Annotated in this window: 23 protein-coding genes and 1 pseudogene; 17 read left to right on the top strand and 7 right to left on the bottom strand. The window is 69.1% G+C overall.

The genetic code is table 11. The annotated features are described in order from the left end of the window. Window positions 1-20: 20 nt before the first annotated feature. From ACSFA8_RS06675 to ACSFA8_RS06650, 6 genes are all read right to left on the bottom strand, one after another. Window positions 21-1,001, bottom strand: a complete 981-nt coding sequence (locus ACSFA8_RS06675) for a Bug family tripartite tricarboxylate transporter substrate binding protein (RefSeq protein ID WP_435478716.1) — start codon at window positions 999-1,001, stop codon at window positions 21-23. Next, entirely contained in the window at window positions 998-1,402 is a 405-nt protein-coding gene (locus ACSFA8_RS06670; RefSeq protein WP_435478715.1) for a cupin domain-containing protein, read from the bottom strand. Before ACSFA8_RS06670 ends, ACSFA8_RS06675 begins: the two co-directional genes overlap by 4 nt. Next, complete coding sequence (locus tag ACSFA8_RS06665; protein ID WP_435478714.1) at window positions 1,399-2,388, bottom strand: quinone oxidoreductase family protein; 990 nt, start codon at window positions 2,386-2,388, stop codon at window positions 1,399-1,401. The genes ACSFA8_RS06670 and ACSFA8_RS06665 overlap by 4 nt, the downstream gene beginning before the upstream one ends. 282 nt (window positions 2,389-2,670) lie before the next feature. Then, the gene (locus tag ACSFA8_RS06660) at window positions 2,671-3,561 is read right to left on the bottom strand and encodes a beta-keto acid cleavage family enzyme (RefSeq protein ID WP_435478713.1); all 891 of its coding nucleotides are present in this window, start codon (window positions 3,559-3,561) and stop codon (window positions 2,671-2,673) included. Continuing rightward, window positions 3,558-4,322 carry an SDR family NAD(P)-dependent oxidoreductase gene (locus ACSFA8_RS06655; protein ID WP_435478712.1) on the bottom strand — a complete coding sequence of 255 codons (765 nt, stop codon included), beginning with the start codon at window positions 4,320-4,322 and terminating at the stop codon, window positions 3,558-3,560. Before ACSFA8_RS06655 ends, ACSFA8_RS06660 begins: the two co-directional genes overlap by 4 nt. A gap of 18 nt (window positions 4,323-4,340) precedes the next feature. After that, a complete protein-coding gene (locus ACSFA8_RS06650) occupies window positions 4,341-5,207 on the bottom strand; it encodes a dioxygenase family protein (RefSeq protein WP_435478711.1) in 867 nt (288 codons plus the stop codon). Between the two features lie 132 nt (window positions 5,208-5,339). Between ACSFA8_RS06650 and ACSFA8_RS06645 the strand changes: the two genes are divergently transcribed. Further along, window positions 5,340-6,368: a LacI family DNA-binding transcriptional regulator gene (locus ACSFA8_RS06645; protein ID WP_435478710.1), complete on the top strand. Its 1,029-nt coding sequence runs from the start codon at window positions 5,340-5,342 to the stop codon at window positions 6,366-6,368. 83 nt (window positions 6,369-6,451) lie between these two features. On the opposite strand, the pseudogene ACSFA8_RS06640 reads toward ACSFA8_RS06645, so the two are convergent. Next, window positions 6,452-6,592: pseudogene (locus tag ACSFA8_RS06640) on the bottom strand (YjiS-like domain-containing protein); the annotation flags it as partial. Between the two features lie 88 nt (window positions 6,593-6,680). On the opposite strand from ACSFA8_RS06640, the gene ACSFA8_RS06635 reads away from it, so the two are divergent. The 16 genes from ACSFA8_RS06635 to ACSFA8_RS06560 all read left to right on the top strand — a co-directional run bounded on the left by ACSFA8_RS06635 (window position 6,681) and on the right by ACSFA8_RS06560 (window position 22,271). Continuing rightward, a complete protein-coding gene (locus ACSFA8_RS06635) occupies window positions 6,681-7,571 on the top strand; it encodes a LysR family transcriptional regulator (protein ID WP_435478709.1) in 891 nt (296 codons plus the stop codon). Between the two features lie 120 nt (window positions 7,572-7,691). After that, window positions 7,692-8,873 (top strand): CaiB/BaiF CoA transferase family protein, encoded by a 1,182-nt coding sequence (locus ACSFA8_RS06630; protein ID WP_435478708.1) that lies wholly within the window; start codon window positions 7,692-7,694, stop codon window positions 8,871-8,873. Between the two features lie 82 nt (window positions 8,874-8,955). After that, entirely contained in the window at window positions 8,956-9,969 is a 1,014-nt protein-coding gene (locus tag ACSFA8_RS06625; RefSeq protein ID WP_435478707.1) for an AraC family transcriptional regulator, read from the top strand. A 96-nt stretch (window positions 9,970-10,065) separates the two neighbouring features. Further along, window positions 10,066-11,568, top strand: coding sequence for a class I adenylate-forming enzyme family protein (locus ACSFA8_RS06620; protein WP_435478706.1), 1,503 nt, complete (start codon window positions 10,066-10,068; stop codon window positions 11,566-11,568). Beyond that, window positions 11,565-11,984, top strand: coding sequence for a PaaI family thioesterase (locus ACSFA8_RS06615; protein ID WP_435478705.1), 420 nt, complete (start codon window positions 11,565-11,567; stop codon window positions 11,982-11,984). Before ACSFA8_RS06620 ends, ACSFA8_RS06615 begins: the two co-directional genes overlap by 4 nt. Before the next feature lie 49 nt (window positions 11,985-12,033). Beyond that, window positions 12,034-13,020, top strand: coding sequence for a tripartite tricarboxylate transporter substrate binding protein (locus ACSFA8_RS06610; RefSeq protein ID WP_435478704.1), 987 nt, complete (start codon window positions 12,034-12,036; stop codon window positions 13,018-13,020). Between the two features lie 5 nt (window positions 13,021-13,025). Next, window positions 13,026-13,841 (top strand): SDR family oxidoreductase, encoded by an 816-nt coding sequence (locus ACSFA8_RS06605; protein WP_435478703.1) that lies wholly within the window; start codon window positions 13,026-13,028, stop codon window positions 13,839-13,841. Further along, window positions 13,838-14,281: a PaaI family thioesterase gene (locus ACSFA8_RS06600; protein ID WP_435478702.1), complete on the top strand. Its 444-nt coding sequence runs from the start codon at window positions 13,838-13,840 to the stop codon at window positions 14,279-14,281. Before ACSFA8_RS06605 ends, ACSFA8_RS06600 begins: the two co-directional genes overlap by 4 nt. Window positions 14,282-14,404: 123 nt before the next feature. Next, window positions 14,405-15,589: a lipid-transfer protein gene (locus ACSFA8_RS06595; RefSeq protein ID WP_435479199.1), complete on the top strand. Its 1,185-nt coding sequence runs from the start codon at window positions 14,405-14,407 to the stop codon at window positions 15,587-15,589. Between the two features lie 7 nt (window positions 15,590-15,596). Further along, entirely contained in the window at window positions 15,597-16,040 is a 444-nt protein-coding gene (locus tag ACSFA8_RS06590; RefSeq protein WP_435478701.1) for a MaoC family dehydratase N-terminal domain-containing protein, read from the top strand. A 294-nt stretch (window positions 16,041-16,334) separates the two neighbouring features. Further along, window positions 16,335-16,763 (top strand): MaoC family dehydratase, encoded by a 429-nt coding sequence (locus ACSFA8_RS06585; protein WP_435478700.1) that lies wholly within the window; start codon window positions 16,335-16,337, stop codon window positions 16,761-16,763. 22 nt (window positions 16,764-16,785) lie between these two features. Then, window positions 16,786-17,613, top strand: coding sequence for an SDR family NAD(P)-dependent oxidoreductase (locus tag ACSFA8_RS06580; protein WP_435478699.1), 828 nt, complete (start codon window positions 16,786-16,788; stop codon window positions 17,611-17,613). Window positions 17,614-17,671: 58 nt separating this feature from the next. Beyond that, window positions 17,672-18,826 carry an acyl-CoA dehydrogenase family protein gene (locus ACSFA8_RS06575; RefSeq protein WP_435478698.1) on the top strand — a complete coding sequence of 385 codons (1,155 nt, stop codon included), beginning with the start codon at window positions 17,672-17,674 and terminating at the stop codon, window positions 18,824-18,826. Then, window positions 18,823-20,544 carry a long-chain-fatty-acid--CoA ligase gene (locus ACSFA8_RS06570; protein WP_435478697.1) on the top strand — a complete coding sequence of 574 codons (1,722 nt, stop codon included), beginning with the start codon at window positions 18,823-18,825 and terminating at the stop codon, window positions 20,542-20,544. The genes ACSFA8_RS06575 and ACSFA8_RS06570 overlap by 4 nt, the downstream gene beginning before the upstream one ends. Beyond that, window positions 20,541-21,341, top strand: coding sequence for an enoyl-CoA hydratase/isomerase family protein (locus tag ACSFA8_RS06565; protein WP_435478696.1), 801 nt, complete (start codon window positions 20,541-20,543; stop codon window positions 21,339-21,341). The genes ACSFA8_RS06570 and ACSFA8_RS06565 overlap by 4 nt, the downstream gene beginning before the upstream one ends. 24 nt (window positions 21,342-21,365) lie before the next feature. Beyond that, on the top strand, window positions 21,366-22,271 hold the full coding sequence (locus tag ACSFA8_RS06560; protein WP_435479198.1) for an SDR family NAD(P)-dependent oxidoreductase: 906 nt from the start codon (window positions 21,366-21,368) through the stop codon (window positions 22,269-22,271). Window positions 22,272-22,278 lie beyond the last annotated feature (7 nt).

The following is a 22,278-nucleotide window of genomic DNA, read 5'->3' as shown; positions in this document are numbered from 1 at the left end:
TGCCGATGCGCTCGACCATCTCAGTCGACTTTGATGCCAGCCGCCTTGACCACCTGCTGCGCCTTGCCGGTTTCGTCGACGATGAACTTGTCGAACTGCGCCGATGGCATGGTGAAGGGTTCGGCGCCGAGCTTGTCGAGCCGCTCCCTGAGTTCGCTCGATGCCATGATCTTCGCGACCTCTGCCTGCAGCGCGTCGACCACCGGCTTCGGCGTTTTGGCCGGCGCGAACAGGCCGACCCAGAACAGGTATTCCGAACCCGGCACGCCGCCTTCGACCGTGGTGGGCAGGCTGGGCTGCACCGCCGAGCGCTTGCCGGTGCCGACCGCCAGCGCCTTGAGCTTGCCGCTCTGGATCAGTGGCAGTGCCGACACCATGGGCGCAAAGAACCAGTCGATGCGGCCGCCCATCACTTCGGTCATGGCCTCGGGCGTGCCGCGAAAAGGCACATGCTGGGCCTGGATGCCGGCGGCCAGGCGGAACACCTCGGCATTCATGTGCGTGGCCGAGCCGTTGCCGGCCGACGCGTAGTTGAAGCCGCCCGGCTTGGCCTTCGCCTGCGCGACCAGCTCCTTCACGTCGTTGAACTTGCCCGGCGTGGTGACCAGCACATTGGGCAGGCTCGCCATCGGCGTGATGCCGGCGAAATCCTTCAGGGTGTCGTACGAGAGGTTCGGGTAGATCGACGGATTGACCAGGTGGCCGGCCGAATGCACCAGCAGCGTGTAGCCGTCGGCCGGCGCCTTGGCCACCAGCGCTGCGCCCAGCGTGCCGCCGGCACCGGGCTTGTTGTCGACGATCACGCTCGTGCCGAGCGCCGGGCCGAGCCGCTCCGCCACCAGGCGCGCGACGATGTCGGTGCCGCTGCCGGCTGTGAACGGCACGACCAGCCGGATCGGCAGACCGGCCGGCCAGGCGCCCTGCGCACGTGCGCCGGCGACGGTACAGGCGGCCAGCGCGCCGATGACGATGTGGCGACGGGTGGGATGCAAGTAAGTCATGGTGTCGTTGTCTCCGTTGGATGGGGTCTTCTTTTCAGGGGGGCGGCCGGCGGCGCGTTCGCCATCACCAGCGCCACCAGCACCGGCCGGTTGGTGCGGTTGATCAACTGCCGCTTTTCGCCGGGCGCGAAGCGGGCGGAGTCGTAGCGCTCCAGCACCTGCTCCTGTCGCGCTTGTCCATCGACCTCGCCGACCAGCGTGAGCTGGCCTTCGAGCACCAGGTAGAGCTTCTCGATCGCCGAGCCCTCGAGCGTGGTGTGGCCGCCGGGCAGGATCTGGCTCATGCCCATCCACATCTGCGCCGACGGGCCTGCCTCCTTGCCCTGCAGGCGCAGGCAGCGCATGTCGAAGTGGTTCGGCGCCTCGTAGGCCGGCGCTGCATCGAGTCGCGTGACGTTCATGGCCGCAGCACCACGCGGTCGGTGCTGCCCGACAGCACCAGGCGGTAGGCGTCGATCGCCTCGTCGAGCCCGAAATGCCGCGCCACCGGAAATGGCTTCAGCGTGCCGCGCTCGAAGCCCTCGCGCATGGCATCGAGCTGCGCGGCGCAACGCACGCAGTCCATCGCGAGCGAGTCGATGCCGACGAAGGTGTGCATGCCGCGGTAGAACGCGAAGATGTCGAACGGCACGGCGCGGTCATGGGTGGCGATGAAGATCTGCGTCGCGCCCTTGGCCATGGCCTTGTTCGCGGCCTCGAAGTAGGCGCTGCCGACCGTGTTGTAGACCACGTCGGCACCGCGCCCGCCGGTGAGTTCGCGCACCTGCTCGCCCACCTGGCCCTGCGTCGCGTCGATCACATCGACCGGACCGCTGGCAAAACCCTCGAACGCGCCGGCGCGCCGTTGCACCGCGATTACGCGCGCACCGGCCTGCGCCGCCAGCTGCACGGCCGCCTGGCCGACCTTGCCGTTGGCGCCGAGCACCAGCACCGTCTGGCCCGGCTGCGGCATGCCGCTGCGGCGGAAGCCTTCATATGCGGTGACAAAGGGCACGCCCACCGCACCGGCCTCGTCCATCGAGATGCCCCGGGGCTTGGCACGCAACGCGCCTTCGGGCAGCACGAGGTAGCGTGCATGCGAACCGTCACGCGTGATGCCGATGTCGCCACCCGAGCCGTAGACCTCGCGGCCGATCCATTCGCTGGGCCCGCTCACCACGGTGCCCGCGAAGTCGCGGCCCGGGGTGCGTGGCCAGGCGGCCTGCGGCATGATGCCCAGCGCCGCTTTCACGTCGCTAGGGTTCACCGCGGCGGCGGCGACACGTACCGCGGCGTGGCCGGGCGGCGCTGTGGGTTCCGGCTGGGGCGCGGCTTCAAGTTGCAGCGCGTCGAGGTTGGCGGCCTTCTCGTTCACACGCAGTGCGCGAGAGGTGTGGGTTGTGTGCATGGCGGCGACGCTCATCTCAGTTCTTCACCGTGTGTTGTGTTGTGTTGCGGAGGTGACTTTGTTCGGGGCGCGGGCGCGGCTGTTGTGCTGGCCGATCAACCGCTGCGCCGAGCGATCACGCCGATGGGGTGCCTTGCGCAGCGAAATAAAGGAGGAGGCATGCGGCCCTAGGCCGCGCCGGGGGACATTCGCGGAGCAAGGTACCCCGTCGGCGTGATCGCGCCCTGAACAGCAGCGCCCCAAACGCACACCGCGACGAACAGAAAAGCAAGGCGTCATCTCCTAGCTCCCCGCACCAGGCAAGCCCAGCATGGCGCGCGCCTCGCGCGGGTTGGCAACCTCGCCGCCCAGGCTCCGCAGAATGTCGCGCGCCTTCGCCACGAGCTGCGCATTGCTCTCGGCCAGCACGCCCTTCTCCAGGTAGATGTTGTCTTCCATGCCGACGCGCACATGGCCACCCAGGAGCCAAGCCTGCGCCACGATCGGAAACTCCATGCGGCCAATGCCGAACGCGCTCCAGAAGGCGCCGCGCGGCAGCATGTTGCGGGCGTAGAGCAGCGTTTCCGGCGTGGGCGCAAAGCCGTACTTCACGCCGAGCACGAAGGTCCACATCGCCGGCCCGTCGAGCGTGCCATCGGCGATCAGGTCGAGTGCAAGGTTGATGTCGCCCGAATCGAAGATTTCCAGCTCGGGCTTCACGCCCGCCGCGCGAATAACCTTCGCCATGCGGCGCACGTTCTTCGGCGTGTTCATCACCACGTCGGGCCCGGAGTTCATGGTGTTGAGGTCGAGCGAGCACACGTCGGGCCGGATCAGCGCGATGTGCTCGACGCGCTTTTCCGGCGGCAGCAGCGAGGTACCGGGCGCGTAGACCTTGGGGTCGTCCTCGCTCGGAATGAAGCGGCCGCCCGGCCCGGTCGTGAGGTTGATCACCAGTTCGCGGTTCTGCTTGCGGATGCGTTCCACCACCTCGCGGTAGAGATCGACCTCCATCGACGGCTTGCCGGTCTGCGGATCGCGCACATGGATGTGCACCTGAGCAGCCCCGGCCTCGGCCGCGGCGAGGCACTCGTCGGCAATCTGCACCGGCGTGATCGGCAGGTGCGGCGTCTGCTCGGGCTTCACGAGGTTGCCGGTCACCGCGCAGGTGATCAGTGTTTTTGTTTCGCTCACAGGTGCCTTCCTCCATCGACCACGATGCGGGTGCCGGTCACGAAGCGCAGCGTGGTTGCAAGTGCTTCCACCGTGGCCGCCACGTCTTCGGGCAGGCCGATGCGGCCCAGCGGCGTGGTGGCGGCCATCTTGTCGGCAAACTCGGCGCCGCGGCCCGGCACGAAGGCCGACGCCACCGCGCCCGGCGACACCGACACCACGCGCACCGCCGGCGCCAGTGCCTTGGCCAGGGCATCGCCGACCACGTCGAGTCCGGCCTTGGCCGCGACGTAGGCGAGGTTGCTGCCGACGCCGGTGAAGCCCGCGATCGACGACACGTTCACGATCAGCCCGTCGCCGCTGGCCTTGAGCAGCGGCGCAAAAGCGCGGATGGTGGCAAACACGCCGCGGAAGTTGGCGCGCAGCAGTTCGTCGATGAGCTCGTCGGTCAGCGCGTCGAGGTCGGCGGCCGGCACCGGCTGCGTGTGGCCCGCGCTGTTGATCAGGATGTCGCAGCGGCCGTGCGTGGCCTGCACGTTCGCGGCCGCGGCCTGCAGGCTGGCGCTGTCGACGATGTCGGCGCGCAGCGCACCGTGGCGCTGGCCGTGGTCGGAGGGCAGGGCGGCGGCGCGCTCTGCGGCATCGTCGCCCTTGCGGTGCAGCAGCACGCAGGTCGCGCCCAGCGCAGCCAGCCGGCGCGCACTCGCGTAGCCGATGGCGCCGAGGCCGCCGGTGATGACGGCCACCTTGCCGTCAAGTCGGGAAACAGGATCGAAGCTCATGGGATGGCCGTGTGTTCATCAGGGAATGGGGGGGCGCGGAAACTTCATCTCGCCGGGTTCCAGCGCAAAGTCGTACTGCAGCGTGGCGCTGCCGCCATCGGACGCCGGCGCGAACCGGCCGATGAGCCGGCGCGTGACGCCGAAGGTCGGGTCGCTTTCGAGGTTCTGGTCGTCGTCGGCGAACACCTGCGTAACCAGTACCTTGAAGCCCGGCTTGCTCACCATGAAGTGCAGGTGCGCCGGCCGGTTGGGATGGCGCTGCTGCGCGCGCAGCAGTCCGCCGCAGGGCCCGTCGGTCGGCACCGGGTAGCCGGCCGGCCGCACGCTGCGAAAGTGAAAGCGGCCCTCGGCATCGGTGCGGAAGCGCCCGCGCAGGTTCATGTCGTCCTGGGTCGGATCCTGGTTCTCGTAGAGGCCGACCGGCGAGGCCTGCCACACGTCGACCACCGCATCGGCCACTGGCTGCCCCTGCGCGTCGCGCACCGCGCCCGCCACGGCGAGCGGAATGCCCGGCGTGCCGGAGCGCGCGATCGAGTCGCCGCCCTCGCAGGCTGGCGAGCCGTCGCGCCAGAACGGGCCCAGCAGCGCGGCCGGCGATTCGCCCTGCGGGTCCTGGTTGTTCTGCAGCGCGACCAATGTCGAAATGCCGAGCAGGTCCGCCGCCAGCACCACCTCGTTCTTGGTGTCGCCGGTGGCTTGGCCGAGGGCGACGACGAACTCCAGCGCCTGCTCGAACTCGTCTTCGGTCAACTTCACTTCCTGCACGAACGCATGAAGATGGCGCGTAAGCGCAGCCATCAGGGTGCGCAGGCGGGCATCGGGCGTGCGCGCCATGGCTTCGAGCGCGATCGGCAGCACGGAGTCGGGGGTGGTCACGAGGTTCATGGATGAAACCCAGGTTATGCAATCGTTTGCATATTATGTGATGGGATGATCGATGCCCCCAATCAGGGTTTACGCGAGTCCTTCCTGTCAAAGAGGGCTTAGGATCCGGCAGGACACAAACGTTTGCACCCAATGGCCCCCCAGCCCGCCCCCCCGATCACCATTCGCGATGTCGCGCTGGCGGCCGGGGTGCACGTGTCGACCGTGTCGCGCGCGCTCAATCCGGCCAAGCGCCGCTTGATCAGCGACGACGTGCTGCGCGTGGTCGAAGAGGCCGCGCAGCGGCTCGGCTACCGGCCCAACCGGGCCGCGGCGGCGCTGCGCACCGGCCGCACCCACACCATCGGCGTGCTGGTGCCGGACATCACGAACCCGGTGTTTCCGCCGATCCTGCAGGGCATCGAAGCCAGCGCAGCGGCGCGCGGCTACTTCGTGTTCGTAGCGAACGTGGGCGACCCGCAGTTGGCGCAGCCGATCCTCGAGCGCATGCAGGCCCAGCAGATCGATGGCCTGGTGCTGGCGATTGCGCTGCGCGACGATCCGTTGGTCGACTACATCACGCGAAATGGCATGCGCGCGGTGATGGTCAACCGTGCCGACGAAACCGGCCGCCTGCCCGCCGTGGTGAGCGACGACCGCCTCGCGATGAAGCTCGCGGTCGACCATCTGGTAGGGCTCGGCCACCGCCGCATCGCGCACCTGGCCGGTCCCCAGAACGTGCCGACCGGCGTCGGCCGCCGGCAGGGCGTCGAGCAGGCGCTGCGCGACCAAGGCATGGCGCTGGCCGCAGTGGTCGAATGCGACAGCTACAGCCGCGAGGGCGGCCGCGCCGCCATGCGCGAGCTGCTGGCGCTCGGCAGCCCGCTGCCCGATGCAGTGGTCTGCTGCAACGACCTTGTCGCGCTCGGCGGCTACGACGTGCTGCGCGAAGCGGGCATCCGCATTCCGCAGGACATCTCGATCACCGGGCACAACGACATGCCGCTGGTCGACATGGTCGACCCGCCGCTCACCACGATCCGGCTGCCCCATCGCGAACTCGGCTGGCGTGCGGCCGGGCTGCTGTTCGACGAGATCGAAGGCAAGGCACTTTCGGCATCGACCGTGGTGCTGCGGCCCGAACTCATCGTGCGCGCATCGACGCGCATGCGCCCGGCCTGACGCCAGCCCGGCGCGTCGGTAGCGTCAGAGATACCAGGTGCATTTGTCACGCGCGGTCGAGACCACTCCTGAACTTCGCTCCGGCCGATCCCCAGGTCTTTGAGTTCCCGGTCGCTCATGTGATGGAGTTCCAGCCGCTGGTGCCGCGCAGCCAGCACGCGGCCAACCCAGCGCCGCAGCGCGGTGAGCAGGGAGAAGGACGACGGTTGCTGCGGGCTAGACATGATGTGCTCCTGTGATGGAAGTGCATCTTCAGCGCCTGCGTGCTATTGTGGAAGTTGAGAATTCTGAAGCCATCGATCAGGAAACCTGATGCGTCAAATCAACCTCGACCAGCTGCGCACGCTGGTTGCCATCGCCGATCTCGGCACCTTCTCGGCCGCCGCGCAGGCGCTGCACCTGGCGCAGCCGACCGTGAGCCTGCACGTCAGCGAACTCGAGTCACGGCTCGGCGCGCGGCTGGTGGTGCGCGGCAGCCGGAGCGTCACGCCGACCGCGGCCGGCGCGGCACTGGTCGAGCGCGCACGCAGGCTGCTGCGCGACGCTGATGACGCGGTCGAAGCCGTCAAGCGCCAGGCCGAAGGCCGGCTCGGCCGGGTGCGCCTCGGCACCTCGACCGGCGTGGTGATCGACCTGCTGCCGCAGGTGCTGCAAGCGCTGCAGGTCAGCCACCCGGGCATCGACGTCGAAGTGAGCATCCTCGGCTCCAACGAGGCGATGGCGCGCCTCGCGCTCGGCACGCTCGACATCGGCCTGGTGGCCGTGCCACAGCCGCCGATGCGCGACCTCGTCGTCGCACCGTGGCGCAGCCAGCCCATGATGGCCTTCGTGCCGCAGAAGTGGAAGGCGCCGAAGCGCGCAACGCCCCAGTGGCTGATCGAGCAGCCGCTGATCTTCAACGACGCGACCACCCACATGTACCGCCTTACGATGGAGTGGTTCGCCAACGCCGGCTGCTCGCCGCGCGCCCGCATCGAGCTCAACTACGACGCAGCGATGCGCAGCCTGGTGGCGGCCGGCTACGGCGCTGCGGTCCTGCCGGTGCAGCAGGGCACCGACGCGGCGCTGAATGGCCGCATGCAGATCCTGCCGCTGAGCCCGAAGCTCACGCGCCGGCTGGGCATCGCGCACCGGGCGAAGGCGTCGCTCGACGGTGCAACGCTGCGCGTCGTCGACACCCTGATGGAATTCCGGCAGCGTTGACCTCGGTCGCACCGGCCCAGGCCGCGGTCACGGCGTTCGGGGCGTTGACGCTTTTCGCCAATCGACTAGACCACTGCCGCCATTGCCGCGAAGCTCCGCGCCCTCTAGATTGCCGACCCAATGAACTCTTCTTCTGAATCCCTGGCGAGCGTACCCACCGGCGCCCCGCTCGCAGGTGTGCGCGTGCTGGACCTGACCCGGCTGTTGCCGGGCCCGCTCGGCACGATGCATCTCGCCGACCTCGGCGCCGACGTCGTCAAGATCGAGGACACCGGCGCCGGCGACTACGCAAGCCTCACCGTGCGCGCGCTCGTCAACCGCAACAAGCGCGCGATCCGCATCGACCTCAAGCACCCCGAGGGCGTTGCCGCGCTGCTGCGCCTGTGCCGCGATGCCGACGTGCTGGTGGAGGGCTTCCGGCCCGGCGTGATGCAGCGGCTGGGCGTGGGCTACGCGGCGGTGGCGGCCGTCAACCCGCGCATCGTCTACTGCAGCATCAGCGGCTTCGGCCAGACCGGCCCGCTGTGCGACACGCCGGGGCACGACCTGAACTACGCGGCCCTGGCCGGCGTGGCCGACCAGGTCGGCAACGCCGCAGGCCCGGCGCTGTCGAATGTGCCCGTGGCCGATCTGCTGGGCGGCACCATGACGGCGGTGGCCGGAATTCTTGCTGCGCTGTTCGACGCCGCCCGCAGCGGCCGCGGACGCCATGTGGACATCGCCATGGCCGATGGCGTGCTGGCCCACGCGGTGCTGCCGCTGGCCAGCCTGCACCAGCACGGCCAGGTGCCGCGCACCGGCCACGGCGCGCTGACCGGCGCGCTGGCCTGCTACGGTTTCTATCGCACCGCGGACGATCGGCACGTCGCGGTCGGCGCGCTGGAAGCGAAGTTCTGGGACGACCTGTGCCGCGCGCTGGAGCGCCCCGACCTCGCACCACTGCACCGCAGCGGCGACCCCGCGATCGAGGAACGCCTGCGCGCCGAACTGGCCGCCATCTTCGGCGCGCAGCCGCTCGCGCACTGGCGCAGCCTGTTCCACGACGGCGTCGGCTGCGTGACGCCGGTGCTTCGCATCGAAGAGGCGCTGGCGCATCCGCACTTCCGTGCGCGCGGCATGCGCATCGCGGTCGACGATGCGGCGCTGCCGCAGCTCGGCTGTGCCATCAAGATGACGGGCTTCGACCCGTCCGCCCCGCGGCCCGCCCCGCACGCCGGGGAGCACACCGATGAGATCCTGCGCCAGGCCGGGCTCGACGCGCCGGCCGTGGCCGCCTTGCGGGCGACCGGCGCCGTCGGGTGAGGCAACCCCACGCCCGGCACCACGCCCGGCACTGTGGGTGCTGCCTACAATTGCGCAGGCCGAGCCGCGGAGACCGCCATCGATGACGCTCACCCACCACACCGTTGCCATCCAGCAGGTGCACCACATCCTGATGGGGGCGCGGCATCGCGGGCTCGATGTGGCCCCTCTGCTGGCCCGGGCAGGCATCGCAGCCCCGTTGCTGGAGTCGCCGCTGGCCCGCATTTCGCAGCGCCAGTACGCGCTGTTGATCCACGCCCTGCGGCGCGAAATGCGCGACGAGATCTGGGGCTTGCTGAGCAGCCCGCTGCCGCCTGGAAGCTTCGGCCAATGCATGCGCCAGCTGGTGCACTGCGCCACGCTGGGCGAGGCCATGCGCGAGGGCTTTGCCTGGTATCACCTGCTGCTGCACGACTTCGTGCCGCGCCTGTCGGTGCAGGCCGGCAGCGCGCACGTGCAGTTCGTGCTGCGGCGCGCCTCCGATCCGCGGCTCGACTACGCGGTGAAGGCCTTCATGCTGCTCGGCTTCAACACCTTTTCGTGGATGGTGGCACGCCGCATCCCGGTGCTGAGGGTCGACTACACGGCGCAGCAGACCGGCATGGACAGCTCACGCGTGTACCAGGTGCCGATCCGCTACGGGCAACCCCACGTCGGCCTGTGGTTCGACGCGCGCTGGCTGGATCTGCCGGTTGTGCAGTCGCAGCAGAGCCTGCGCGAATTCCTGGCCGGCTCGCCTGCCAACTTGATCGTGAAGTACCGCGACACCAGCAGCCTCACCGAACGCATTCGCCGGCTGCTGCGCAAGGGGCTGGGCACCGACATGCCGTCGCTCGAGGCGGTGGGCGAGGCGCTCGCCGTGACGCCGCAGACGCTGCGCCGGCGGCTGCGCGAGGAGGGCCGCGGCTTCCAGCAGATCAAGGACGAACTGCGGCGCGATGCCGCCATCGACGACCTTTTGCACACGCAACTGCCGCTGCTCGACATCGCCAACCGCGTGGGCTTCTCGGAAGCCAGCACCTTCCACCGCGCCTTCAAGCAGTGGACCGGCGTGGCCCCGGGTGAGTACCGCCTGGCGCACGGCCCGGAACGCTGACCGCATCCGCCAAGCCCTTTGGCGCTTCCTGCCATTGGTTGGGGCCGCACGCGGGCCTAACCTTCGCCGCATCCTCAACAAGCCGGCGGTTCCATCGTGTATCTCACCCAAGGCCTGCATCGCGCGCTGCAGCGCTGCCCCGACAAGACGGCGCTCACCCACGTCGGCGAAACCGGCGCGCGCAGCCATACGCATGCGCAGCTGGCGAACGGCATTGCCTTGCAGGCGGCCGCGCTGGCCAGGCGCGGCATCGGGCGCGGCGACCGCGTGGCGCTGCTCGCGCCCAACAGCGACCAGCTGGTGCGGGCCATCCTCGCCTGCTGGTGGCTTGGCGCCGTCGCCTGCCCGCTGAACATCCGCTGGAGCACACCCGAGCTGGCGCACGCGCTGCAGGACAGCGAAGCGTCGCTGCTGCTCGTCGACGAAACGCTGCAAACGCTTGCGCCGGCCGGCGCAAGCGAGCTGCTGCGCCTGGGCGCGCTGGAAGAAGAGAGCGCCGCGCTGGCGCCGCTGGCCGATACGCGCACCGGCGGCGACGCCCTAGCCGCCATCCTCTACACCGGCGGAACCACCGGCCGCTCCAAGGGCGTGATGCTGAGCCACGCGAACTTCTGGACCGCATCGATGACGCGGGGCGCCGAGCTGAACAATGCGCCGGACTCGGTATCGCTGCTGGTGGCACCGCTGTTCCACGTTGCCGGGCTCGGCCGCCTGGTGGGCCAGCTGATCGTCGGCGGCAGCTGCGTGACGATGGCGCAGTTCCGTCCCGCATCGGTGATCGAGGCGATCGCGGCGCATCGCATCGGCGACATCATCGTGGTGCCGAGCATGCTGCAGTCGCTGCTCGACGATCCCTCGTTCACGCCCGGGCGCGTGCGCAGCCTCGCGCGCATCGCCTTCGGTGCGGCGCCGATGCCGCCGGATCTGCTGGATCGCGCACTGGCCGCCTGGCCCCACGCCGAGTTCTTCCAGGCCTATGGCCTCACCGAAACCGCGGGTGCCGTGTGCATCAACCTGCCGGCGAACCACCGGCCCGAAGCGCGCGCCACCGGCCGCCTGAACTCCGTCGGCCGTGCCGGCCTGGGCGCCGAGATCATCGTTGCCGACGAGAGCGGCTGCGAACTGCCGCGCGGCGAAGTCGGCGAGATCCTGGCGCGCGGGCCGATGGTCATGCAGGGCTACTGGCGCAACCCGGAGGCAACGGCCGCCGCGCTGCAGGGCGGCTGGCTGCACACCGGCGATGCGGGCCGCATGCTGCCCGACGGCCACCTCTTCATCGTCGACCGCCTGAAGGACATGATCATCAGCGGCGGCGAGAACGTGTACTGCGCCGAGGTCGAAGCCGCGCTGCGCGGCCATCCGCAGGTCAGGCAGGCGGCGGTCATCGGCGTGCCGGATGCGCGCTGGGGCGAGGCAGTGCATGCGGCGGTCGTGTTGGCCGACGGTGCCAGTGCCGACGCCGATGAACTGCGCGCCTGGTGCCGCGAGCGTCTGGCCGGCTACAAGTGTCCGCGTGGCATCAGCTTCGTGCGCGAACTGCCGCTGTCGGCCGCCGGCAAGGTGCTGAAGAACGTGCTGCGCGAGCAGGTGCGCGCATGAAACCCGTCGCGGGCGCAGACCGCCGCAACCTGTTCGCACAGGTGCCCTTCACGCGGCTGCTGGGCGCGCGCCGCGAGTACTCCGAGGCCGGCCGCGCCCGCCTCGTCATCGACGCGCGGCCGGAACTCGGCAACGTCATCGGCGCCATTCACGGCGGGGTGCTGGTCACGCTGCTCGACGTGGCCATGGCCAGTGCCGCCGTGTCGCTGTTCGACTTTGCCCGCACCGCCGTCACGCTCAACCTCAACACCAGCTTTCTCGAACCGGGCCACGGCCGACTCACCGCCGATGGCGAAGTCGTGCAGCACGACGACAGCGTCGCCTGGTGCCACGCCTCGGTCACCGATGACGACGGGCGCGTCGTCGCGCGTGCCCAGGGTTCCTTCCGCTACCTACCGCTGCCGCAGGCCGCTTGAAACACCTACCCAGCCAGACCCGCCAACACCGACAACAGGAGACAACACCATGAACCGACCCCTCCATTCACTGCGCCGGCGCGCCGCCCTCGGCGCGCTGCTCGCGTTCGGCGCCGCAGCCGTGGCCGCTCCGGCTTTCGCCGCCGACCCTTTCCCCAGCAAGCCGATCACTCTGGTGATGCCCTTCCCGCCGGGCGGCTCGTTCGATCCGGTCTTCCGCGCGCTGGCGGAGGCGGCTTCACGCGAGCTCGGGCAACCGATCGTGCTGATGCACCGGGCCGGCGCGGGCGGCATCACCGGCCCGGGCTCGGTGGCGGCGATGAACGAATCCGACGGCTACACGCTCGCAGTGATCCACAACTCCGTGATCCGCGCGCCGCTGCTGCAGAAGATCAACTGGCATCCGCTGCGCGACTTCACCTACCTGGCCGGCCTGTTCGGCATGTCCACCGGCGTTGCTGTGGCGAGCGACGCGCCGTGGAAGACACTGGACGAGCTGCTCGCCGATGCAAAGAAGCGCCCCGGCGCGATCAGCTGGGGCAACGTGGGCGCCACCAGCATCAACCGCATCTACGGCGAGCGGCTCGCGCGCATGAACGGCACCACCTTCAACATGGTGCCCTTCAAGGGCGGCGGCGAAGCCTTCACGGCCTTGATCGGGCGCCACCTCGACGTCTATGGCGACCCGGGCTTCGGCCCGCAGGTGCAGGGCGGCAAGGTGCGGCTGCTGGCCACCTTCACAGCCGAGCGCCTGAAGCGCCATCCGGGCGTGCCGACGGTGAAGGAGCTCGGCCACGATCTCGTCATCGAGTCGCCGGTTGGCCTCGCAGCGCCGAAGAACTTGGATCCGAAGATCGCCGTGCGCCTGGCCGGCGCATTCCGCAAGGCAGCGGCCGATCCGGCCTACCTGAACCAGCTGGAGCAGTTCGACATGCAGCCGCAGTGGATCGACGGCGACGCCTACGCCGCCTATGCGAAGGCGCAGTTCGAGCGCGACGCGAAGATGCTGGCCGAGCTCGGCTTCAAACCGGAGTGATGCGCATGGACTTCTCTGCTTTCAATTTCAAGGGACGCCACGTGGCCGTGGCCGGTGGCTCCAGCGGCATCAACTTCGGCATCGCGCAGGCCTTCGCGCGTGCCGGCGCACGCATCACGGTGCTCAGCCGCTCGGCCGACAAGGTGGCTGCGGCTGCGCAGCAGCTCGAAGCCCTCGGCACCGAGGCGCTCGGCATCTCCGCCGACGTGCGCCAGCCCGAAGCGCTGGAACGCGCCTTTGCGCAGGGCGCCGATCGCTTCGGCCCGATCGACGTGCTGGTCTCGGGCGCGGCGGGCAACTTTCTCGCCAGCGCGCTCGACATGTCGCCCAACGCGTTCAAGACGGTGGTCGACATCGACCTGCTCGGCAGCTTCAATGTCGCGCGCCTGGCCCATGCGCACCTGCGCAAACCGGGCGCCTGCGTGATCCAGATCTCGGCCGGGCAGGCCTTCACGCCCACGCCCTTTCAGGCCCATGTGTGCGCGGCCAAGGCGGGCGTGGACATGCTGACGCAGGTGCTCGCGCTGGAGTGGGGGCCGCAGGGCATCCGCATCAACTCCATCGTGCCCGGGCCGATCGCCGACACCGAGGGTCTGAAGCGGCTTGCGCCGACCGACGACACGATGGCCGCGATGGCGCAGCGCGTGCCGCTGAAGCGCCTGGGCCGCATCGAGGACATCAGCCGCATCGCCATGCTGCTGGCCAGCGACTGGGGCTCGTACATCACCGGCGCGATCATTCCCGTCGACGGCGGCCTGGCGTTGACCGGCCCGCGCGACTTCACCGCGGCCGCTGCTGCCTCGAAGCGGGAGGCAGCATGAGTTTGCAACTGGCGAGCGCGCAGCAGCAACAGCAGGAGGAGGGCGACCGGCCGCGCAGCGGCCCGCAGCGCTACGTGCCCTTCTCCGAGCACATCGGCCTTTGGGTTGAAAGCGCCGAGGCCGGCGAAGCCGTGGTGTCGGTGGAGCTGCGCCCCGAACTGCTGAACAACCACGCGAGCGGCCACGGCGGCGTGCTGATGACCTTGCTCGACAGCGCGATGGCGCATGCCGCGCTCTCGCGCGTGGCCTATGCGCGCGAGGTCGTCACCGTCGACATGCACGTCGCCTTCATGCGGCCCAACAGCGGGCGGCTGCAGGCGCAAGGGCGCGCCACCGGCGGCGGCCGCTCGGTGTGCTTCTGCGAAGCCACCGTCACCGACGCCAGCGGCGAGGTGGCGGCGCGCGCCATGGGCACCTTCCGCTATCGCGATCCGGCGTGAGCACGGCGCCAAGGGCGCCCAGTGAGCGTTTCGGCCAATCGTTTTGGCCCAATCCGCGATTGTTGAAACGGCCCCCGCGGCCGAGACTTCACTTCATCGCATCCAGGAGTTTCCATGACACGTATGCAACGCCCCGTCCACGTGGTCGGCGTGGGGATGATCCCCTTCACCAAGCCCGGTGCCAGCGACCCGTACACCGTGATGGGTGCGCGCGCCGCGAAGCTCGCGCTCGACGATGCCGGCGTCGACTACGCCCACGTGCAGCAGGCCTACGTGGGCTACGTCTACGGCGATTCCACCGCCGGCCAGGCGGCCATCTACGGCGTCGGCCTCACCGGCATTCCGGTCTTCAACCTCAACAACAACTGCTCCACCGGTTCGAGCGCGCTGTTCCTCGCGCGCCAGGCGGTGGAAAGCGGCATGGTGGAATGCGCCATTGCGCTCGGCTTCGAGCAGATGCAGCCCGGCGCGCTCAAGGGCGCCTATGACGACCGTCCTTCGCCGATGACGCGCTTCGCCGAGGTGATGGCCGAGAAGCAGGGCTTCATTCCCGAAGCGCCGCGCGCAGCGCAGTTCTTCGGCGGCGCCGGCCGCGACTACATGGCGCAGTACGGCATCCGCCGCGACACCTTCGGCCGCATCTCGGTGAAGGCGCGCCAGCATGCCGCGCGCAACCCGCTGGCGGTGTTCCGCCAGACACTGACGCTGGACGAAGTGATGGCCTCGGCGCCGGTGTTCGATCCGCTCACCCGCTTCCAGTGCTGCCCGCCCACCTGCGGCGCGGCCGCGGCGATCGTCTGCTCGGCCGAGTTCGCGAAGAAGCACGGCCTGGACATGCGCGTCGTGATCGCGGCGCAGGCCATGACCACCGACACGCCCTCCACCTTCGAGAGCAAGGACATGCGCAAGTTGGTGGGCTACGACATGACCGCAGCCGCGGCGAAGCAGGTGTACGAAGACGCGGGCATCGGCCCCGAGGAGCTGGACGTGGTGGAGCTGCACGACTGCTTCACTGCCAACGAGTTGATCACCTACGAGGCGCTGGGCCTCACGCCCGAGGGCACTGCGGAGCGCTTCATCGTCGAAGGCGACAACACCTATGGCGGCCGCGTGGTGACCAACCCTTCCGGCGGCCTGTTGTCCAAGGGCCATCCGCTCGGCGCCACCGGCCTTGCGCAGTGCGCGGAGCTGGTGTGGCAACTGCGCGGCCAGGCCGAGCAGCGACAGGTGGAAGGCGCGCGGCTTGCGCTGCAGCACAACCTTGGTCTGGGCGGTGCCTGCGTCGTCACGCTCTACCAAACCACCTGATATCGAGATGATCGATCGCCGCCACATAGGCCACACGCTGCCGCCGTTCAAGGTGGAAGTGGAAAAGGGCCGTTTGCGCTTCTTCGCCAAGGCCACCGGGCAGACCGACCCGGTCTACATCGACGAAGCCGCGGCACGCGCCGCGGGGCATCCAGGCCTGCCGGTGCCACCCACCTTTTTCTTCTGCCTGGAGATGGAGTCACCCAACCCCGCCGCCATCCGCGAGCTGCTGGGCATGGACTACCGCAGCCTGCTTCACGGCGAGCAGGGCTTCAGCTACCACGCGATGGCCCATGCCGGCGACACGCTGCGCTTCGAGCAGCGCATCGCCGACATCTACGACAAGAAGGGCGGGGCGCTGGAGTTCGTGGTGCGCAATACGCGCGTAAGCAACCAGCGCGACGAACTCGTGGCCGAACTGCGCTGCGTGACGGTGGTGCGCAATGGTTAGGGCCTTTCCGGGGTGGGATCAGGCCGGCGGGGCGCACTGCTCCGCGAATGTCCCCCGTCGGCCTGCGGCCGCCTCCTCCTTTATTTCGCTGCGCAGTACGCCCCACCAGCCTGATCCGGGGCGCGGCGTGGTTGTTCAACCGTCGAAACACCACAGCGCGCCCAAGCCGAGGGTGGTGAGTAGCTCCCGCAGCGAAATAAAGGAGGAGGCGAAGCCGGGGGACATTCGCGGAGGGGGCTACCCGGCGCCCTCGGCCCCGCATCGGCCGTCGAACCGCGAGTTGAGGGTGACCCAATGACGATCAAAACACTACCTGCCTGGGACGCACTGCAACCGGGCGACACCTTGCCGCCGCTGGAACTGCCACCGATCAGCCGTCTGGCGCTGGCGCTGTACTGCGGCGCTTCGGGCGACCACAACCCGATCCACGTCGACACCGACTTCGCCAAGTCCGCCGGCATGCCCGATGTGTTCGCGCACGGCATGCTGTCGGCCGCGTGGCTGGGGCGGCTGTTGACCAACTGGGTGCCGCAGTCGGCGATCCGCTCGCTCGATGTGCGCTTTGCCGCCATCACGCAGATGGGCGAGCGCATCACCTGCACCGGCACGGTCGCCGAGAAATTCGAGCACGAAGGCCAGCGCTGTGTGCGGCTGCAGGTCGCCACAACCAATGCGCAAGGCACACCCAAGCTGACCGGCGAAGCACTGATCGCCTGGCATTGACACCCCCAAGAGGAGACAACACATGAACCGAAAACTCGAAGGCAAGGTCGCCCTCGTCTCAGGCTCCGGTCGCGGCATCGGGCGCGAGATCGCGCTCAAGCTGGCGAGCGACGGGGCCAGCGTCGTCATCAACGACCTCGACGCCGAACCGGCCGCGCAGACCGTCGCCGACATCGTGGCCGCGGGCGGCAGCGCAACGGCCTGCGCCGGCAGCGTGACCGACAGCGGCTTTGCCGACCGGTTCGTGCGCACCGCCGTCGACAGCTACGGCGGCCTCGACATCATCGTCAACAACGCCGGCTACACCTGGGACAACGTGGTGCAGAAGATGACCGACGAGCAGTGGGAGGCCATGCTCGCCGTGCACCTGACCGCGCCTTTTCGCATCCTGCGCGCGGCCTCCGGCTTCATCCGCGATGCCGCCAAGCGCGAGGCCGACGAAGGCCGCGAGGTGTTTCGCAAGGTGGTCAACATCTCGTCCACCTCCGGCGTGTACGGCAACGCGGGCCAGGCCAACTACGCAGCCGCCAAGGCCGGCATCAACGGCCTGACCAAGGCGATGGCCAAGGAATGGGGCCGCTACAAGGTCACCGTCAACAGCGTCGCGTTCGGTCTCATCAAGACCCGCCTGACCGAAGCCGATGCCAGCGCTGGCGCGAGCATCGACATCGAGGGCCGGCAGATCAAGGTGGGCGTCAATCCGCAGATCCTGAAGAACGCCGAAGCAATGATTCCGCTGGGCCGCGGCGGCACGCCGCAGGAAGCGGCCGGCGCGGTCTACATGTTCTGCATTCCGGAGTCCAACTACGTCAGCGGGCAGGTGCTGGTCTGCGGAGGCGGGCGGCCGTGAGCCGCCGGGCCGCTCCCAAGGCGAACAGCACCGCAGCGCGTAGCGCGGAGGTTTCCATATGAACCCCACCCGGCCTTGGATGAACGAAGAGCTGGAGATGCTGCGCGACAGCGCGCGGCGCTTCTTCGAGCGCGAATGCGTTCCCAACGAGCCGCGCTGGCGCGCGCAGCACCATGCCGACCGCGACATCTGGACCCGGGCCGGTGCAGCCGGGCTGCTGTGCGCCAGCATCCCCGAGGAATACGGCGGCGGCGGCGGCAGCTTCCTGCACGAGGCCGTGATCTGCGAGGAGCAGATGCGCGCCATGGCGCAGGCCTTCAGCAACAACGTGCACAGCGGCATCGTTGCCCACTACCTGCTGGCCTACGGCACCGAGGAACAGAAGCGTCGCTGGCTGCCGCGCATGGCCAGCGGCGAACTGGTGGCCGCCATCGCGATGACCGAGCCCGGTGCCGGCACCGACCTTCAGCGCATCAAGACGCAGGCGCGGCGCGAGGGCGACCACTGGCGCATCACCGGCAGCAAGACCTTCATCACCAACGGCATGCACGCCGGCCTGGTTTGCGTTGCAGCCAAGACGGGTGCCGCGGGCGGTGCCAAGGGCATCTCGCTGCTGATGGTCGAAACCGAAGGCACGGCGGGCTTTCGCCGCGGGCCGCTGCTAGACAAGATGGGCCAGAAGACGCTGGACACCACCGAGCTGTTCTTCGACGACGTGTCCGTGCCGGCCGACAACCTGCTCGGCGGCCAGGAGGGCAGCGGCTTTGCGCAGCTCATGGGGCAGCTGCCGCGCGAGCGCATGCTGATCGCCGTCGGTGCGGTGGCGACCATGCAGCGCGCGATCGGCGACACGCTCGCATACGTGCGCGACCGCCAGGTGTTCGGCGAGCCGCTGCTGAAGATGCAGAACACGCGCTTCAAGCTGGCCGAGTGCGAGACGCAGGCGCAGGTGGCGCGCGCCTTCGTGGACGACTGCATCGCCCGCCTGATGCGCGGCGAGCTCGACGTGCCGACGGCCGCCATGGCCAAGTGGTGGACCACCGACGCCTGCTGCCGCATCGTCGACGAGTGCCTGCAGCTGCACGGCGGCTACGGCTTCATGAACGAATACCCGATCGCGCGGCTCTATGCCGACGTGCGCGTCGGCCGCATCTACGGCGGCGCCAACGAGGTGATGAAAGAAATCATCGCGCGGGCCATGGAGAAGCAATGATGGTGAGCGCTGCACGGCCGCCCGAAGGTGCGAAGGCCCCCCTGGGGGCCACTGTTCCCGAACGTCCGCACTTTCGCTTCTGGCCCAAGGGCGTCGCACGCGAGCTGGTCGTGCCGCAGGCGACGCTGCCGGAGTACCTGCAGGTTGCGGCGCGGCGGTATCCGGACAAGGCCGCGATCGTCTACTGCGGCAGCGTCGTCCGCTATGCCGAGCTCCAGCAGCGCGTGGCTGCGATGGCGGCCTGGCTGCGCGACACGCATGGGCTGCAGCGCGGCGATCGCGTGCTGGTGGCCAGCCAGAACTGCCCGCAGTTCGTGGTCGCCAGCTACGCGATCCTGCGCGCGGGCGGCGTCGTGGTGCCCGTCAATCCCATGAGCAAGGCTCAGGAGGTTCGGTACTACGCAGAGAACAGTGGCGCGCGCATCGCGTTCGCGGCGCAGGAGCTGCTGGAGTACTTCGAGCCGGGCCTGTTCGACCGGATCGTTGTGCACGCGTACAGCGAGGCCGTGGCGGATGTCTCCGACGAGATCCCGAACTGGGTGCTCGAGCCGCTGCGTCCGATCTCGCGGTCCGATTGCGTGGGCTGGGCCAGCGTGCCGGCCACCGGCGATGGCGTAGACGCGGGTGTGTGCCCCGCGGACCTCGCCATCCTGCCCTACACCTCGGGTACCACCGGCCATCCCAAGGGCTGCATGCACACCCACCAGACGGTGATCGCGTCCCTGGCCGCCTCGCACGTCTGGAAGGGCCTGCACTGCGAGACGGTGATGCTGGCCGTCGCACCGCTGTTCCACATGCTCGGACTGCAGAACGGCATGAACATGCCGATCTTCCTGGGCGGCACCTCGGTGATGCTCCCGCGCTGGAATCCGGCTCTGGCCGCACGGCTGATCGAGCGCCACCGCGTCACCGCGTGGACGGCCCCGCCGGCGATGATCCTGGACTTCTTCGCGAACCCCGAGCTGGCGCAGCGCGACATCTCCAGCCTGACGCTGCTCTCCGGCGGCGCTGCGGCAATGCCCGAAGCGGTGGCGACGATGATGCAGCAGCGCTACGGCATCACCTACAACGAAGGCTACGGCCTGACGGAGACCGCCTCCTTCCTGCAGGCCAACCCGCTTGCGCGCGGCAAGCGCCAGTGCCTGGGCATCCCGGCGCAGGGCGTGGACACCCGCATCGTGGACCCGCAGACGCTGAAGGAACTCTCGCAGGGCGAGCTGGGCGAGCTGGTCACCCACGCGCCGCAGAACACTGTCGGCTATTGGCGCAACCCGCAGGCCGACCGCGACGCCTTCTTCGAGCTGGAGGGCAAGCGCTTCTTCCGTACCGGCGACCTGGCCTACGTGGACGAAGAAGGCTACTTCTTCATGCGCGACCGCCTCAAGCGAATGATCAACAGCTCGGGCTACAAGGTCTGGCCGGCCGAGGTGGAGAACATGATGTACGAGCACCCAGCGATCCACGAGGCCTGCATCATCGGCGTGCCCGATGCGAAGCAGGGCGAGGCGGTGAAGGCGATCGTCTCGCTCAAGCCCGCCTTCCGCGGTAAGGTGCAGGCGCAGGACATCGTCGATTGGGCGCGCGAGCGCATGGCGGTCTACAAGGCGCCCCGTCTCGTGGAATTCGTGGACGCGCTGCCCAAGTCGGGCACCGGCAAGATCCTCTGGCGCGAGCTGCAGGAGCAGCATCGCGCCGCGGCAGCAAAGGAGTCGACATGAGCGACGGCCCGGTTCGCTTCGAGCGCCGCGGCAGCACGGCCGTGGTCACCCTCGACAACCCCGCCACCCGCAACTCGTTCACCCCCGATCTGAAGGAGGGCCTGGCCGCCGCCATCGCGCAGGTCAAGGCCGACAGCGGCGTCCGTGCCGTGGTGATCACCGGCGCTAACGGCGCCTTCTGCGCGGGCGGCGACCTGCGCGGCATTGCCGCCATCGGCACGCTCGAGAGCGACGGCATGCGCGCGCGCATGCACGGCGCGCACGCGATCTTGCGCGAGCTGCTGTCGTTGGACCGCCCCGTCATCGCCGCCGTGGACGGTGCGGCCTACGGTGCCGGTTTCAGCCTGGCGCTGGCGGCGGACTTCGTGCTGGTAACGCCGCGTGCCCGCTTCTGCATGGTCTTCATGCGGATCGGGCTCGTCCCGGACTGCGGCGCCACCTACACCCTGCCGCGCATCGTCGGCGCGCAGCGTGCCCGCGAGCTGTTTCTCTCGTCCCGCGAAGTTGATGCGCGCGAGGCGCTGGCGCTCGGCATCGCGATGGAGCAGCACGAGCAGCCCGCGCTGCTGCCGCGGGCACTGGCGCTGGCAGACAGCTTTGCCGGCGCCTCGCCGCTGGCCGTGAGCCTCATCAAGCGCATCGCGCTCGACGCGGGCGCCATGGAAGCCGCCTTCGAGGCCGAGGCCAACGCCCAGGCCCTGTGCTTCCAGACCACGCCGCACCGCGAGGCGGTGCAGCGGTTTTTCGACAAACAGCCGTCGGCCTTTCAGTGGCCGGCGCGTACCGACAAGGAGTGAGAGCGAATGAGCAGTGAAACCAGAATGCTGGAAGGCAAGGTCGTCGTGGTCACCGGTGCCGGCGGTGGCATCGGCCGCGACATCGCGCTGGCGATGGCGCGCGAAGGGGCCAAGGTGGTGGTCAACGACATCGGCGCCTCGGTAGCCGGCGAAGGCAAGAACGAAGGCCCGGCGCAGGCCGTGGTCAACGAGATCAAGGCCTTCGGCGGCGAGGCGGTGGCCAACACCGACAGCGTGTCGGAGCAGGCCGCCGCGGCGCGCATCGTCGGCACGGCGGTGGAGGCCTTCGGCCGCGTCGACGTGGTCGTCAACAACGCCGGCATCCTGCGCGACCGCTTCTTCCACAAGATGAGCGCCGAAGAGTGGGATGCGGTGATCAAGGTGCACCTGTACGGCAGCTTCTACGTGAGCCGCGCGGCCGCCACCCACTTCAAGGAGCAGGAAAGAGGCTGCTTCGTGCACATGACCTCCACCTCCGGGCTGGTCGGCAACCTGGGCCAGGCCAACTACAGCGCAGCCAAGCTCGGCATCGCGGCGCTGTCGAAGTCCATCGCGCTCGACATGCAGAAGTTCAACGTGCGCTCCAACTGCATCTCGCCCTTTGCGTGGAGCCGCATGATCGGCTCCATCCCGACCGAGACGCCCGAGGAGCAGGCGCGCGTCGATCGGCTGAAACAGATGACGCCCGCCAAGATCGCGCCGCTGGCCGTCTGCCTGGCCAGCGACGCTGCGAAAGACGTCAACGGCCAGATCTTCGCCGTTCGAAACAACGAGATCTTTCTTATGAGCCAGCCGCGGCCGGTGCGCTCGGTGCACCGCAGCGAAGGCTGGAGCCCGCAGACCGTGGCGAGCCATGCGCTGCCCGCGTTGAAAGCGAGCTTCTACGACCTGGAGCGTTCGGCCGACGTGTTCAGCTGGGATCCGATCTGAGGACTGG

The sequence above is a fragment of the Variovorax nitratireducens genome (assembly GCF_051216545.1).
Classification (GTDB): Bacteria; Pseudomonadota; Gammaproteobacteria; order Burkholderiales; family Burkholderiaceae_C; genus Variovorax.
This window is presented reverse-complemented; position numbering and strand designations above follow the sequence as displayed.

Excerpts from the sequence above, each read along its gene's own strand:
- ACSFA8_RS06585 (WP_435478700.1), top strand. The coding sequence starts at position 16,335 with ATGACGATCAAAACACTACCTGCCTGGGACGCACTGCAACCGGGCGAC.
- ACSFA8_RS06570 (WP_435478697.1), top strand. The coding sequence starts at position 18,823 with ATGATGGTGAGCGCTGCACGGCCGCCCGAAGGTGCGAAGGCCCCCCTG.
- ACSFA8_RS06565 (WP_435478696.1), top strand. The coding sequence starts at position 20,541 with ATGAGCGACGGCCCGGTTCGCTTCGAGCGCCGCGGCAGCACGGCCGTG.
- ACSFA8_RS06625 (WP_435478707.1), top strand. The coding sequence starts at position 8,956 with ATGACGCTCACCCACCACACCGTTGCCATCCAGCAGGTGCACCACATC.
- ACSFA8_RS06635 (WP_435478709.1), top strand. The coding sequence starts at position 6,681 with ATGCGTCAAATCAACCTCGACCAGCTGCGCACGCTGGTTGCCATCGCC.
- ACSFA8_RS06645 (WP_435478710.1), top strand. The coding sequence starts at position 5,340 with ATGGCCCCCCAGCCCGCCCCCCCGATCACCATTCGCGATGTCGCGCTG.
- ACSFA8_RS06650 (WP_435478711.1), bottom strand. The coding sequence starts at position 5,207 with ATGAACCTCGTGACCACCCCCGACTCCGTGCTGCCGATCGCGCTCGAA.
- ACSFA8_RS06630 (WP_435478708.1), top strand. The coding sequence starts at position 7,692 with ATGAACTCTTCTTCTGAATCCCTGGCGAGCGTACCCACCGGCGCCCCG.
- ACSFA8_RS06595 (WP_435479199.1), top strand. The coding sequence starts at position 14,405 with ATGCAACGCCCCGTCCACGTGGTCGGCGTGGGGATGATCCCCTTCACC.
- ACSFA8_RS06590 (WP_435478701.1), top strand. The coding sequence starts at position 15,597 with ATGATCGATCGCCGCCACATAGGCCACACGCTGCCGCCGTTCAAGGTG.
- ACSFA8_RS06665 (WP_435478714.1), bottom strand. The coding sequence starts at position 2,388 with ATGCACACAACCCACACCTCTCGCGCACTGCGTGTGAACGAGAAGGCC.
- ACSFA8_RS06675 (WP_435478716.1), bottom strand. The coding sequence starts at position 1,001 with ATGACTTACTTGCATCCCACCCGTCGCCACATCGTCATCGGCGCGCTG.
- ACSFA8_RS06655 (WP_435478712.1), bottom strand. The coding sequence starts at position 4,322 with ATGAGCTTCGATCCTGTTTCCCGACTTGACGGCAAGGTGGCCGTCATC.
- ACSFA8_RS06670 (WP_435478715.1), bottom strand. The coding sequence starts at position 1,402 with ATGAACGTCACGCGACTCGATGCAGCGCCGGCCTACGAGGCGCCGAAC.
- ACSFA8_RS06600 (WP_435478702.1), top strand. The coding sequence starts at position 13,838 with ATGAGTTTGCAACTGGCGAGCGCGCAGCAGCAACAGCAGGAGGAGGGC.
- ACSFA8_RS06615 (WP_435478705.1), top strand. The coding sequence starts at position 11,565 with ATGAAACCCGTCGCGGGCGCAGACCGCCGCAACCTGTTCGCACAGGTG.
- ACSFA8_RS06560 (WP_435479198.1), top strand. The coding sequence starts at position 21,366 with ATGCTGGAAGGCAAGGTCGTCGTGGTCACCGGTGCCGGCGGTGGCATC.
- ACSFA8_RS06575 (WP_435478698.1), top strand. The coding sequence starts at position 17,672 with ATGAACCCCACCCGGCCTTGGATGAACGAAGAGCTGGAGATGCTGCGC.
- ACSFA8_RS06580 (WP_435478699.1), top strand. The coding sequence starts at position 16,786 with ATGAACCGAAAACTCGAAGGCAAGGTCGCCCTCGTCTCAGGCTCCGGT.
- ACSFA8_RS06605 (WP_435478703.1), top strand. The coding sequence starts at position 13,026 with ATGGACTTCTCTGCTTTCAATTTCAAGGGACGCCACGTGGCCGTGGCC.
- ACSFA8_RS06610 (WP_435478704.1), top strand. The coding sequence starts at position 12,034 with ATGAACCGACCCCTCCATTCACTGCGCCGGCGCGCCGCCCTCGGCGCG.